This window comes from Pseudomonas sp. AP19 (assembly GCF_001728855.1).
Lineage (GTDB): Bacteria > Pseudomonadota > Gammaproteobacteria > Pseudomonadales > Pseudomonadaceae > Aquipseudomonas > Aquipseudomonas fluorescens.
In genome coordinates, this window is record NZ_LXJP01000032.1 from 24,688 (window position 1) to 37,253 (window position 12,566).

A 12,566-nucleotide genomic window follows, 5' to 3' on the forward strand; every position below is an offset into this window, starting at 1 on the left:
CATGAGGGTTCTCTATTGCCCAACATATTGCGTTTCGATCAGGCGAATATTGCGCCCTGGGCAGCTTTATCCAGTAGCAGAGCCGGCGGCGAGAACCGCTCGCCATACTGCTCAGCCAGGTAGCGCGCGCGGGCGATAAAGTCGTTGAGCCCGTACTGGTTGATAAACTGCAGCGCGCCGCCACTCCACGCGGCAAAGCCAATGCCGAAGATCGAGCCCACGTTGGCGTCAGCCGTCGACATCAACACGCCCTCCTCCACACACCGCACGGTTTCAATCGCCTGGATAAACAGCAAACGGTCGCGCACATCCTGTGGCGAAATCTGTTTGCCGGGCTGTTCGAACCGCGCTTTCAACTCGGGCCACAGGTGTTTCTGCCCGCCTGCGGGGTAATCGTAGAAACCGCCCCCGGCCGTCTTGCCCGCACGCTTGTATTCATTCACCAACAGATCGATCACCCGCGTCGCCGGATGCGTCGGCACCTCCCGACCTTCCGCCAGCAGATCCTTCGCAGTCTGCTGTCGGATATGACTCATCAGGCTAAGCGACACTTCATCCGACACCGCCAACGGCCCCACCGGCATCCCGGCCTTGCGCGCTTCGGTCTCGATCATCGGCGCGGCCACGCCTTCGCCTAACATCGCAATGCCTTCGTTGGTAAAGGTGCCGAACACCCGTGAGGTGAAGAAGCCACGACTGTCGTTGACCACAATCGGGGTTTTCTTGATTTGCAGTACGAAGTCGAAACCTCGTGCCAGGGTTTCGTCGCTGGTCAGGGCGCCCTTGATGATTTCCACCAGCGGCATCTTGTCGACAGGGCTGAAGAAATGCAGGCCGATAAACTTGCCTTGATCGGGCACCGCGTTGGCCAGGCCGCTGATGGGCAGCGTCGAGGTGTTGGAGGCAATCACCGCGTCGGCACCGACCACGTTTTGCGCAGCCGCCGACACCTTGGCTTTGAGTTCACGGTCTTCGAAGACCGCTTCGATGATCAGGTCGCAGCCAGCCAGGTCGGCGTCATCCTGCGTAGGATGAATCCGTGCCAGGGTGCTTTCGCGCTGTTCGGCCGTCAGTTGCCCACGGCTGACCTTCTTGTCCAGCAGCGCGGCCGAATGGGCCTTGCCCTTCTCGGCGGCTGCCAGGTTGACGTCCTTGAGCACCACCTCGATGCCCGCACAGGCACTGACATACGCGATGCCCGCCCCCATCATCCCCGCGCCAAGCACGCCGACTTTACGTGTGAGGTAAGGCGCGAAGCCGTGTGGGCGTGAGCTGCCGGCGTTGATTTCATTGAGCTGGAACCAGAAGGTGCCGATCATGTTTTTCGCCACCTGCCCGGTGACCAGCTCGGTGAAGTAGCGCGTTTCAATCAGGTGCGCCGTGTCGAAATCCACCTGGGCGCCTTCCACGGCGGCACACAGGATCTTCTCCGGCGCCGGGAAGCAGCCCTGGGTTTTACTGCGCAAAATCGACGGCGCAATCGCCAGCATCTGCGCCACTTTGGGGTTCGACGGCGTGCCGCCGGGGAGCTGATAGCCTTGGGTGTCCCACGGCTGCCTGGCCTCAGGGTGGGCGAGAATCCAGGCGCGGGACTTGGCCAGCAGTTCGTCGCGGTCCACCGCCAGCTCATTGATCAAGCCCGCTTGCAACGCCTGCTGCGCACGGACTTTTTTACCTTCGAGCAAATATGGCAAGGCTTTTTCCAGCCCCAGCATGCGCACCATGCGGACCACCCCGCCGCCGCCCGGCAACAGGCCCAGGGTGACTTCCGGCAAGCCGAGCTGCACCGACTGGTCGTCCAGCGCGACGCGGTAATGGCAGGCCAGGCAAATCTCCCAGCCGCCACCCAGCGCAGCGCCATTGATCGCGGCAACCACCGGTTTGCCGAGTGTTTCCAAGCGGCGCAATTGCGCCTTTAACACCCACACACCGGCGTAGAAATCCTTGGCGTGCGCTTTGTCGACTTTGATCAATTCATTGAGATCACCCCCGGCAAAAAAGGTCTTCTTCGCCGAGGTAATGACCACACCGGCCAGCGTGTCCTTCTCCGCTTCCAGGCGCGCGACAGTGGCCGCCATCGCCTCGCGGTACGCACCGTTCATGGTGTTGGCGCTCTGGCCGGGCATGTCGAGGGTCAGTACCACGATCTGGTCCTGGCCTTTTTCGTAACGAATGGCTTCGGTCATGACGAATTCCTTGGGCTCAGAGGCGTTCAATAATAGTGGCGATGCCCATGCCACCGCCGACACACAGGGTCGCCAGGCCGTAGCGTTGCTGGCGCACGTGCAGCTCGTCGAGCAAGGTGCCAAGGATCGCGCAGCCTGTGGCGCCCAACGGGTGGCCCATGGCGATGGAGCCGCCATTGACGTTGACCCGCGCAGCATCGATGCCCATGTCCTTGATGAACTTGAGCACCACCGAGGCAAACGCTTCGTTGACTTCGAACAGGTCGATGTCTTCCACGCGCAAACCGGCCTTGGCCAAGGCTTTGCGTGTAGCCGGCGCCGGGCCGGTGAGCATGATGGTCGGGTCGGTGCTGGTAACCGCCGTGGCGACAATCCGCGCCCGCGGTTGCAGGCCCAGTTCACGGCCTTTGGCCGCCGAGCCGATCAGCATCAGCGCCGCGCCATCGACAATGCCGGAGCTGTTGCCGGGTGTGTGTACGTGGTTGATGCGCTCCACATGGCTGTAGACCCGTAGCGCGGTGGCGTCGAAACCCATCTGCCCCATCATCTCGAAGCTCGGCTTGAGCTTGCCGAGGCCTTCGAGGGTGGAGTCGCCACGGATAAACTCGTCATGGTCCAGCAGTACGATGCCGTTCTGGTCCTGCACCGCAATCAGCGATTTGTTGAAAGAACCGTCTGCGCTCGCCCTGGCCGCTTTCTGCTGGGAATGTAGGGCGAAGGCGTCGACGTCCTCGCGAGTGAAGCCTTCCAGGGTCGCGATCAAATCCGCACCAATGCCCTGGGGCGTGAAGTGGCTGTGCATGTTGGTTTGCGGGTCGAGCACCCAGGCGCCGCCATCACTGCCCATCGGCACGCGGGACATGGATTCGACGCCACCGACCACCACCAGGTCTTCAAAGCCGGAGCACACTTTCATCGCGCCGAGGTTGACCGCTTCAAGGCCCGAAGCGCAGAAGCGGTTGATCTGTACACCGGCAACACTGACGTCCCAGTCGGCCACCAGTGCGGCGGTCTTGGCGATATCGGCCCCCTGGTCACCCACTGGGGTGACGCAGCCAAGGACGATGTCATCCACCTGGCGCGTGTCGAGATCGCTGCGCTGGGCGAGCGCGGTGAGCAAGCCCGCCACCAGGTTTACCGGTTTGACGCTGTGCAAGGCGCCGTCGGCCTTACCTTTGCCGCGCGGCGTGCGTATTGCATCAAAGATCAAAGCTTGGGTCATGACGTCCTCGAACCGCTGTGCATGTGTGACCCTTACCTTAGGCCCGATTGACACGGTTTCAATGACGGATGCGCTCATTGCTTTTGACCGCCTCGCTCGGACGAACGGTAGCCAGCTACTGGAAACGCCCGGTTAAACGTTTTAGCTGTCTAGCCTCAGGGCTGGCGCCAAGATGGCCTTAGGCCTCATGCCGTTTTTAGCGGATTTACTGATTAGCTGATATGAAATGGATCTAAGCCGCAAAGAACGAGGGCTCTAAGGTTGAATCAGTAAGAAGTTGCTGCCGGGTTTTGCTGGAGCAACTGTAAGAAAAGCGACACGTCACGTTGCGATACTGAAATTAACCGGCACGCATTTGACGCTCAGGAATAACAACAAAAGGCAGTCAGCCATGTTTAAACACACGAAAGTACGTCAGGCGGGACTTATTCTTTTCGCCACCACACTGATTCTGATCTTACCCAATTTAACCAAGATCATTGGGTGACGGCTCAATCCCCACATTCCGTGCACACACCGCCACAGGACTGCAGGTTTTGGCAGCACCTGCCGGGACATTGCGTCTAGCGGTCCCGTTGCAGGGGCTGTCTTTTTGCGTGCAGATTTCCGGTATCGTGGGCGCAACCGCCACTTCAAACCGGGCTGCCCCTTGAAACCGATCCTTGCCTTCCTCGCCTTACTGTTGGCCCTGCCCGCTGCGGCGGCGCAATTGACCATTAAGTTGGACCACGCCAGCAAAACCTGGCAGACCGAGGACCTGCTCAAGCACCCCGACGCGCAGACGGTGCAGATCGTTGATGACGTTTCCTACAAGCGCAACATGACGTATCGCGCAGTGCCGTTGGCGAAACTCCTGCCAGGTCTTAAACCCGATAACCACCTGCAGGCCGTCGCCCTGGATGGGTTTGCCGCCGAGCTGACGGCCGCGCCACTGCTGGAAACGCACGGCGCACGTGCCTGGCTGGCGGTGGAAGACCCGGCGCACCCATGGCCCGCGCTGGCGCCGGACAAACCCAGCGCCGGGCCGTTCTATCTGGTGTGGACCGACCCACACGCTGCGTCTATCAGCCCTGAGCAGTGGCCGTTTCAACTCTCCGCCATCAAGCAACTGAAGACGGTGGCCGAGCGTTTTCCGGCTCTGGTGCCCGACCCGAAGTTGGCCGCAAATGACCCGATCAACCAGGGCTTTACGGTGTTCCAGAAAAACTGCCTGGCCTGCCATCGTCTCAACGGCGCCGGCGATGCACAGATGGGCCCGGACCTGAACGTGCCCTACAGCCCCACCGAGTATTTCAGCGGGGATTTCCTCAAGCGCTATATTCGCGACCCGCAGAGCCTGCGGCATTGGCCACAAGCGAAGATGCCGGCGTTTACCGCGAGTGTGTTGCCGGATGGCGAGCTGGAGTTGCTGGTGGGGTATTTGAAGCATATGGCGGGGCGTAAACAGCTGCCCTGAGCGTCGCGAACATGCCCTGTGCGAGCGGGCTCGCCCGCTCGCACATTTGATCAGCTGCGTTCTGGCAATTATTGCTGCTGCACTGAAATCACCGGCGTCGGCGCAACGAACACCTTGGCATGCATCTGTTCATGCCCGCCACCACGGCGCATGCCGCGTACCGGGCAGGCATCCAGGTAGTCCAGGCCCACGGCCAGTTTCAAATGCCGCTCCGGCCGGGCCAGTTGGTTGGTCACGTCAAAGCTGTACCAGGCGTCCTCCAGCCAGGCTTCGGCCCAGGCGTGGCTGGCCAGGTGCGTGCTGTCTTCGGTGTACAGATACCCCGACACATATCGCGCAGGAACCCCCAGGCTGCGTGCACAGGCCAGGAACGCATGGGTGTGGTCCTGACAAACACCCGCCCGACCGGCAAAGGCCTGCGCCGCACAGGTGTCGACTTCGGTGGCGCCGGGCGTGTAGACCATGGATTGGTTGAGGGCGTGCATCAGGTCGATCAACGCGCTGCGGTCGCGACGTTGATGGCAGTGTTGCTCGGCAAAGCCGCGCAGTGCCTCGTCGGGCTCGGTCAGGCGCGTGCTGCGCAGGAACGGGAACGCTGACTGGCTCTCGTGTTCGGCCTCGCGTAATTCGTCGATATCCACCTGGCCACGGGCGCCAATGATGATGGCGTCGTGGGGTTCATCCAGGGTCAGCACGTGCAGGATGTTGCCGAACGGGTCCACCTGCGCCCGCACCGGGCGCGGCAGGTCGAGTTGCCAACTGAGCACATGCTGGCGCTCGCTGTCGTGGGGCGTGAGGCGCAGGTACTGGATGCTGGCGCGCACCTGATCTTCGTAACGGTAGGTGGTTTCGTGGCTGATGGAGAGTCTCATGCCGCCTCCAGGTAGGAACTGTAGATGGCGTCGCCCAACTGGCGGACCAAGGGAATAAAATCGGTCAGCCAGGCGTGCAGGCCTTCCTCGAGAATTTCATCGATGGCGGTAAAGCGCAGGCGCGCGTCCATCTCGGCGGCCAGGCGCTGGGCCGGGCGGCCGTTGAGGCCGGGCAGGCTGGCGAGGATCTGGTCGATCTCTTCGCTGCAGGCCCGCAGGGAACGCGGGACGTCTGCGCGTAACAGCAGCAACTCGGCCACTTGCCGGGCGCCGGGTGCGTCGCGGTAAATCTCGGTGTAGGCCTCGAACGACGACAAGGCGCGCAACAAGGCGCTCCATTGATAGTAGGCGTGGGCCGTGCCGTCGGTGACGGTGGCGGCTTGGTCACCGGCCATTTCATAGCGCGCATCGAGCAGGCGCAGGGTGTTGTCGGCGCGCTCGATAAAGGTGCCCAGGCGAATAAAACGAAACGCATCGTTACGCATGATGGTGCCGTAGGTAGCGCCCCGGAACAGGTGCGAACGCTCCTTCACCCATTCACAAAACCGGCTCATGCCGTAGAGGCTCAGCCCTTGCTGGGCGATATCGCGAATATCCAGCCAGGTGGCGTTGATGTTTTCCCACATGTCGGCGGTGATTCGCCCACGCACCGCGTGGGCGCTGGCCCGTGCGGCGCCGAGACAACTGTAGATGCTGGCCGGGTTGGCCGCGTCCAGCGCAAAGAAGTGCAACAGGCGTTCGGCGTGCAGTTCACCGTGGCGTTCGTGGTAATCGTCCAGCGTGCCGGTAATCAACAACGGCATGGCCAATTCATGCAGACCATCGCCGCGCCCATCCTGGGGCATCAGCGACAACGAATAGCTGACATCGAGCATGCGCGCGAGGTTTTCCGCGCGCTCCAGGTAGCGCGACATCCAATACAAATCCGAGGCAGTTCTACTCAACATGGCATCAGTCCTCGACCACCCAAGTGTCTTTGGTGCCGCCGCCCTGGGACGAATTGACCACCAGCGAGCCTTCACGCAGCGCCACACGGGTCAAGCCGCCGGGAACGACGCGGGTTTCCTTGCCGGACAATACAAACGGCCGCAAGTCGATATGGCGCGGCGCAATGCCGTTTTCGACGAAAGTCGGGCAGGTGGATAAACACAGGGTCGGTTGTGCGATATAGGCGTGGGGCTTGGCCTTGATACGGGCGCGGAAGGCTTCGATTTCCGCCGTCGTGGAGGCCGGGCCGACCAGCATGCCGTAGCCGCCGGAGCCTTGGGTTTCCTTGACCACCAGGTCCGGCAGGTTGGCCAGCACATGGGAGAGTTCATCGGGCTTTCGGCACTGAAACGTCGGAACGTTCTTCAGAATCGGCTCTTCATCCAGGTAAAAGCGGATCATCTCGGTGACAAAGGGGTACACCGACTTGTCATCCGCCACCCCGGTGCCGATCGCGTTGGCCAGTACCACATTGCCCGAGCGGTAGGCCGCGAGCAGGCCGGGCACGCCAAGCATCGAATCCGGGTTGAAGGCCAGCGGGTCGAGGAAGGCGTCGTCGAGGCGCCGGTAGATCACGTCCACGGCCTTGGGGCCGTCGGTGGTGCGCATGAATACGCGGTCGTCGCGCACGAACAGGTCGGCACCTTCTACCAGTTCCACGCCCATCTCCCGGGCCAGGAAGGCATGTTCAAAAAACGCGCTGTTGAAGCGCCCCGGGGTCAGCACCACCACACTTGGATTATCCAGCGGGCTGGAGCTTTTGAGGGTGTCGAGCAGCAGGTTGGGGTAATGATCAATCGGCGCAATGCGCTGCGCCGCGAATAATTCCGGGAACAGCCGCATCATCATCTTGCGATCTTCAAGCATGTAGCTGACACCGCTTGGGGTGCGCAGGTTGTCTTCCAGCACGTAGTAAGTGCCATCGCCATCGCGTACGAGGTCGACTCCGGAGATGTGGGAATACAGATCGCGGTGCAGGTCCAGGCCCTGCATTGCCAGTTGATATTGCTCGTTGGCCAGCACCTGCTCGGCGGGGACAATGCCGGCCTTGATAATGCGCTGGTCGTGATAGAGGTCGGCGAGAAACATGTTCAGCGCCTTGACCCGTTGAATACAACCACGCTCGACAATCCGCCATTCACTCGCCGGAATACTGCGCGGGATCGTGTCAAAAGGGATCAGACGCTCAGTGCCCTGTTCATCCCCATAAAGGGTGAAGGTGATGCCCGCACGGTGGAACAGCAAGTCGGCTTCACGCCGGCGCTGCGCCAGCAGTTCGGGCGGCGTGTCGGCCAACCAACGGGCGAACTCGCGGTAATGGGGGCGGACCTGCCCTGCCCCGTCGTACATTTCATCGTAATAAGTGCGGGTCATGCCGTACTCCTTGTCACCCGGGCGCAAGCACTGTCGCAAGGCCCGTGCCATCGGCATAAACACTTAAGAATCAGCCAGTTAAATAACCTACAAAATCTGACCGCACCGTCCTGGTGCGCAGAATGCCAGCGCGCATGACGCGCGCTTCATCGCAATGCAGGCTTTGACTATCAACAGCATAGTCAGAGTTGATTTCACTGCCCGGCCCCGCCTGCGGATAATCACCCCCATCGGCTGAACAGGTTTGTTTCCTGAGATTTCAGCGACCCTCTCTTCCCTTTGAGCCACCCTGTTCGGGTGGCTTTTTTTTGTGCACGAAAAGTGCTCGGTACTTTCGGAAAATTTCAGACAGCACAAACAAAATCGGCCGACCCAAAGGTCAGCCGATACGCTGCGTTGCTCATAAAATCCAGCTACATGGGTAACCCACGCACCTCCTGCTTGACGCCCCACCCTTCGATGATTCCGCCCAGCGGCTCGACCACCGCTTCAAAGTCCTGCTCGAAGTCTCCTATACCGTCGTAGGTTGCGAACATGATTTTGCTCAGCTCCAGGTACCAGGCGCCATCATCGCGCGCGCTGACCTGGGCATTCAGGGATTCCCCACGAAATCGACCCGCAGCTCTGCGCGCCCGTTCCTCATCCGGGAATATGGCGTAGAACTCAATGGGGTGAAAACGCGAGAAGTCAAAGCCGCCCTCTTTCATGCGGCGCAGTACGTTGGTGCTGATGTCTTCTTGATAGGCTGTGCTCATGAAACGTCCTCCTCAAACTGATGGATAGACTTTCCGTGCTTCCCGAAGCCCGCGCCCTACTGGCGCGGGTACCACGGCAATGACATGACCGCGGGAAAACAAGCATGTAGCTGACAAGACCAGACCTTAGCGATTCATTCGCTGATCTCAGTTGCAGAGTAGCGCGAAGCTTTCACCTCCACCAAAGGGTTTGAAGGGCATACAGGGAATGTTCAGGCGGCGGGGGAAATGTCGAGAATTTGAATGCTGTTCTGGTCTTTGAGGATCTTGACCGTAGGCTCGGGCTTGCGGCCCTCAAGGTCATTAAGGTCGAGTTCGGCGGCCACGGGCACCAGCTTGTTGCGAATCATGTGTGCCGCATCTTCGAGGCTGGGTTTTTGCGCGCAGGCGAACTGCTCCACGGACTGTACGCCGTGATCATCAACGAAGGTAATCTGCCACTTTTGCATCGGTGCCTCCTCGATAAAACCCGTGTCTGGGCTTACTCATATCTGGACCTTGAGGGACCGGCAAACGTTCCACTCAAGGTCGGAGGCACCTGATTAATTGCGCTTATTTTTCAGCGTGTGCTTTCAAGGCTTTCAAGGTGTTGAACGGCGCGTCCACCACAAACTTGTTGGCCAGCCACGACGGCACGCTGCCGCCTGGCTCGGTGTGCACCTGGTAGGTGACTTCGGTCTGGTTGTCGCCTTTGGGCACCAGCTTCCAATAGCCGTCCACCTGGGCAACGCGCACGTAGCCTTTGACTTCCGGCTGATAGGTCGGCACTTCCAGCAGTTTGCGGGTCACAGTGCCATCGGCGGCCTTGGACGTGGTGATCTCAAGGATCGAATCGCGGTCGGTGACCGGGAACGGTGCCTTGAACTGGGTGTAGGTCCAGCTCTTGTCACCTTCGGTCTTGAGCAGTTTTTGCGATTTGCATTCGTGAATCCAGGAGCAGGCACCGGCCACGTCTTCCTGCAGGGCCTGGATCTTGGCGACGGGCGCCTTGATCAGGGTTACACCGCGATACGCCTTGTATTTGGAACCGGCGACTTCGCTCAGGGACACCTTGATACCGTCTTCGTCCTTGGCGACTTGCCAATCTTCCGCCTGGGCAGTGGCCGCAAATAACACCGTAAAACCGCACAACACAGCCATTCGTTTCAGCGAACCCATTGTTGTATTCCTTATTGTTGAAGTTCCGATAGTAAAGCCCATCAAGCCGCCGTCGTCTGCTCCCACCAGCCGATCAAGCGGATCGCATCGGCTTGATCGTGGCCACACACCTCAAGGTCTGCCTTGAAGTCACTGCACACCGCTGGTCGCTCCGGCTGCCCGAACAACAGGCATAGCTGTTCGACCGACAGGTGCAGGCAGCGTTCGCCTGCCGGTTTGCCGTGGGGCATTCCAGGTAAGGGCGAACTGATGGAGGGGGCGATGCAGCAGGCGCCACAGCCTTCACGGCATTTCATGACCAGCAGGTCCTCGACGACTCAATGTGGATGGCCGGGCTAGAGTACGCCCTTAAACAGCCGTTTTAAAATGGTCTAACAGGGGTTTTTCGCACAAAACAAAAGTGACTGACCAGTCTGCGACAAATGGTCGGCGGTCGGCGTCACCTTTGCGGGGAATTTATTGCTTGAATTCGAAATCGAGGGCGGCGCCTTCGATATCGCGCCGTTCTTCATTGCGCAGTTGCAACTGCATCTGGTTGCTGAGCAGGCGGCCATTGATCTGGAACGCACTGTCGTCGGTGGGCTTTTCAGCAAACATGGGCGGTAACAACGGCACGCTCTTCGGTTTAGGCATGGTGCCAATCGGCTGCAAATGTCTGACCATTTCCGTCGGCAGGGACAAGTCCAACTGTACCGGTGGCAGTTTGGTCTGGGCTATTTCATGGGCAGACTTGGATTTGCTCGCTATCGGTGCGCGTTTTTTTATTACCGCAGGTTTCTTCTTGGCTGCCGGAGCCTTTTTAGCCGGCGCCGACTTCTTCGCAGGGGCCTTCTGTTCGGTACCGGCGGCGGGCTTGTCAGCCACAGGCGCCGCCAGCACCGAGCCGGCATTGCACAGGCTGAGCAGGCCAATCACCACAACAGCACGAAAAATAGAGGTCATATCGCCAACAGCATTAACGGCAGAAGGCCATATGCTCGCTTTTTGTGCGCGGCATGACAAGTCTGATGATTGGCCAGCGCGTCTTGCGACCCTTTCAAAAACCCGCCGCCGTCTCCTGACACAACTGGTTGGCCAACATTCCCAGCGTCATCAGCGCCCGCTCTGCCTCGCGGTTCCACGGCGTTCCGCAGTTAAGGCGAATACAGTGGTTGAACTGTTCCGTGTTACTGAAGATCACCCCCGGCGCAATGCTGATGCCCTGCTGCAGTGCACGCACGTGCAGTTCCTGGGTATTGACCCGTCCTGGCAAACTGACCCACAGAATGAAGCCGCCGGTCGGGCGCGTCATCTGGGTGCCTTCCGGAAAATACTGCTGCACCGCCAGCTGGAAAGCACTGAGGTTCTTGCGGTATTCCTGACGGATGTAGCGCAGGTGCCGGTCATAGCCACCGTTCTCCAGGTACGCCGCGACGCCCATCTGGGTCACGCTGCACGCCGAGTGGGTACTGAACATCTGCAACCGCTGGATTTCCTGCTGGTACTTGCCGGCGATCATCCAGCCGATGCGCACGCCAGGGGACAAGGTCTTGGAAAAGCTCGAGCAATAGATCACCCGGTCCAGGCGGTCATAGGCTTTCAGCGCCTTGGTGCGACCCAGTTCGAACATCAGCTCGCCGTAGATATCGTCCTCGACGATCTGAATATCGAAATCCGAGGCCAGGCGCAGCAACTGTTTCTGGCGCTCTTCGGGCATGGTCGCGCCCAGCGGATTACTCAGGCGCGTGGTCAGCACCAACGCCTTGATCGACCATTGGTTCGCCGCCAGTTGCAGGGCTTCAAGGCTCATGCCGGTGGAGGGGTCACTGGGGATCTCGATGACCTTGAGGCCCAGCAGGTCGGCCAATTGCAGCAAGCCGTAATACGTCGGGGACTCGGCGGCAATCAAGTCGCCAGGACGGGTCAGCACCCGCAAGGACATCTGCAAGGCATCGACACAACCGTGGGTAATCACCACTTCGGAGGGGTCGACGACCACGCCGGCATCGCGCATGCGAATCGCCACCTGGCGCCGCAGCGGTTCAAAGCCGGGGCTGAACATGTAGCTGAATGCCCGCGGGCTCTGGAAGCGTGTGACCTTGGCCAACTGTTGGTGCAGCGCCCGTACCGGCAAGTAGTCGACACTCGGCACCGCCGCGCCCAACGGGAACACGCCCTCACGGCGCGACTCGACCAATACCTGCTGGATGATGCTGCTGCGGGTGACCAACCCCGGCCGCTCGACCCGCGCAATGTCCGGCGTGGGCGCCGTGAGTGCGGGCGTCTGGTGCACGTAATAACCCGATTGCGGCCGCGCCCGGATCAGCCCCTGGTCTTCCAGGTTGGCGTAGGCCTGCAACACCGTGGCGTGGCTGACGTTGAGCTGTGAACTCATCTTGCGCACCGAAGGCACGCGCTCACCGGGTTGATAAACACCGCGCCGGATGTCCTCAGCCAGTTGCTGGGCAATACGTTGGTAAAGCAACAGATTGGTCATGACGCAGCACTCGATTTCACGGGTATTTTATTTTTGTGTGAAACATACCAGCACAGTTTAGAAGTGTACGGGGACAGTTG

Annotated in this window: 12 protein-coding genes; 1 reads left to right on the forward strand and 11 read right to left on the reverse strand. The window is 60.2% G+C overall.

Features of this window, described 5'->3' with window-relative positions; all coding sequences use genetic code 11:
- Nucleotides 1–38: 38 nt before the first annotated feature.
- Nucleotides 39–2,186 carry a 3-hydroxyacyl-CoA dehydrogenase NAD-binding domain-containing protein gene (locus tag A7D21_RS21000; RefSeq protein ID WP_069552611.1) on the reverse strand — a complete coding sequence of 716 codons (2,148 nt, stop codon included), beginning with the start codon at nucleotides 2,184–2,186 and terminating at the stop codon, nucleotides 39–41.
- Between the two features lie 16 nt (nucleotides 2,187–2,202).
- On the reverse strand, nucleotides 2,203–3,408 hold the full coding sequence (locus A7D21_RS21005) for an acetyl-CoA C-acetyltransferase (protein ID WP_069552612.1): 1,206 nt from the start codon (nucleotides 3,406–3,408) through the stop codon (nucleotides 2,203–2,205).
- A gap of 649 nt (nucleotides 3,409–4,057) precedes the next feature.
- Here A7D21_RS21005 and A7D21_RS21010 point away from each other — a divergent pair.
- On the forward strand, nucleotides 4,058–4,864 hold the full coding sequence (locus tag A7D21_RS21010; RefSeq protein WP_069552632.1) for a cytochrome c: 807 nt from the start codon (nucleotides 4,058–4,060) through the stop codon (nucleotides 4,862–4,864).
- 68 nt (nucleotides 4,865–4,932) lie between these two features.
- Here the strand turns inward: A7D21_RS21010 and A7D21_RS21015 are convergent, their stop codons facing one another.
- From A7D21_RS21015 to A7D21_RS21055, 9 genes are all read right to left on the reverse strand, one after another.
- Complete coding sequence (locus A7D21_RS21015) at nucleotides 4,933–5,736, reverse strand: transglutaminase family protein (protein ID WP_053257524.1); 804 nt, start codon at nucleotides 5,734–5,736, stop codon at nucleotides 4,933–4,935.
- Nucleotides 5,733–6,683: an alpha-E domain-containing protein gene (locus A7D21_RS21020; RefSeq protein ID WP_053257525.1), complete on the reverse strand. Its 951-nt coding sequence runs from the start codon at nucleotides 6,681–6,683 to the stop codon at nucleotides 5,733–5,735. The genes A7D21_RS21015 and A7D21_RS21020 overlap by 4 nt, the downstream gene beginning before the upstream one ends.
- Nucleotides 6,684–6,687: 4 nt before the next feature.
- The gene (locus A7D21_RS21025) at nucleotides 6,688–8,097 is read right to left on the reverse strand and encodes a circularly permuted type 2 ATP-grasp protein (protein WP_069552613.1); all 1,410 of its coding nucleotides are present in this window, start codon (nucleotides 8,095–8,097) and stop codon (nucleotides 6,688–6,690) included.
- 413 nt (nucleotides 8,098–8,510) lie between these two features.
- Nucleotides 8,511–8,852 (reverse strand): ribonuclease E inhibitor RraB, encoded by a 342-nt coding sequence (locus tag A7D21_RS21030; protein WP_003193463.1) that lies wholly within the window; start codon nucleotides 8,850–8,852, stop codon nucleotides 8,511–8,513.
- Between the two features lie 212 nt (nucleotides 8,853–9,064).
- Complete coding sequence (locus A7D21_RS21035; protein ID WP_053257527.1) at nucleotides 9,065–9,301, reverse strand: hypothetical protein; 237 nt, start codon at nucleotides 9,299–9,301, stop codon at nucleotides 9,065–9,067.
- Nucleotides 9,302–9,404: 103 nt separating this feature from the next.
- A complete protein-coding gene (locus A7D21_RS21040) occupies nucleotides 9,405–10,010 on the reverse strand; it encodes an START domain-containing protein (protein WP_069552614.1) in 606 nt (201 codons plus the stop codon).
- 41 nt (nucleotides 10,011–10,051) lie between these two features.
- Nucleotides 10,052–10,306, reverse strand: coding sequence for a YkgJ family cysteine cluster protein (locus A7D21_RS21045; RefSeq protein WP_069552615.1), 255 nt, complete (start codon nucleotides 10,304–10,306; stop codon nucleotides 10,052–10,054).
- 160 nt (nucleotides 10,307–10,466) lie between these two features.
- Nucleotides 10,467–10,952 carry a hypothetical protein gene (locus A7D21_RS21050; protein WP_053257530.1) on the reverse strand — a complete coding sequence of 162 codons (486 nt, stop codon included), beginning with the start codon at nucleotides 10,950–10,952 and terminating at the stop codon, nucleotides 10,467–10,469.
- Nucleotides 10,953–11,046: 94 nt separating this feature from the next.
- Nucleotides 11,047–12,486, reverse strand: a complete 1,440-nt coding sequence (locus tag A7D21_RS21055; RefSeq protein ID WP_053257531.1) for a PLP-dependent aminotransferase family protein — start codon at nucleotides 12,484–12,486, stop codon at nucleotides 11,047–11,049.
- Between the last annotated feature and the right edge of the window lie 80 nt (nucleotides 12,487–12,566).

Bases quoted from the DNA above. Each gene is read 5' to 3' on its own strand.
- A7D21_RS21025 (WP_069552613.1), bottom strand. From the start codon at position 8,097: ATGACCCGCACTTATTACGATGAAATGTACGACGGGGCAGGGCAGGTC.
- A7D21_RS21015 (WP_053257524.1), bottom strand. From the start codon at position 5,736: ATGAGACTCTCCATCAGCCACGAAACCACCTACCGTTACGAAGATCAG.
- A7D21_RS21045 (WP_069552615.1), bottom strand. From the start codon at position 10,306: ATGAAATGCCGTGAAGGCTGTGGCGCCTGCTGCATCGCCCCCTCCATC.
- A7D21_RS21040 (WP_069552614.1), bottom strand. From the start codon at position 10,010: ATGGGTTCGCTGAAACGAATGGCTGTGTTGTGCGGTTTTACGGTGTTA.
- A7D21_RS21000 (WP_069552611.1), bottom strand. From the start codon at position 2,186: ATGACCGAAGCCATTCGTTACGAAAAAGGCCAGGACCAGATCGTGGTA.
- A7D21_RS21055 (WP_053257531.1), bottom strand. From the start codon at position 12,486: ATGACCAATCTGTTGCTTTACCAACGTATTGCCCAGCAACTGGCTGAG.
- A7D21_RS21030 (WP_003193463.1), bottom strand. From the start codon at position 8,852: ATGAGCACAGCCTATCAAGAAGACATCAGCACCAACGTACTGCGCCGC.
- A7D21_RS21035 (WP_053257527.1), bottom strand. From the start codon at position 9,301: ATGCAAAAGTGGCAGATTACCTTCGTTGATGATCACGGCGTACAGTCC.
- A7D21_RS21020 (WP_053257525.1), bottom strand. From the start codon at position 6,683: ATGTTGAGTAGAACTGCCTCGGATTTGTATTGGATGTCGCGCTACCTG.
- A7D21_RS21050 (WP_053257530.1), bottom strand. From the start codon at position 10,952: ATGACCTCTATTTTTCGTGCTGTTGTGGTGATTGGCCTGCTCAGCCTG.
- A7D21_RS21005 (WP_069552612.1), bottom strand. From the start codon at position 3,408: ATGACCCAAGCTTTGATCTTTGATGCAATACGCACGCCGCGCGGCAAA.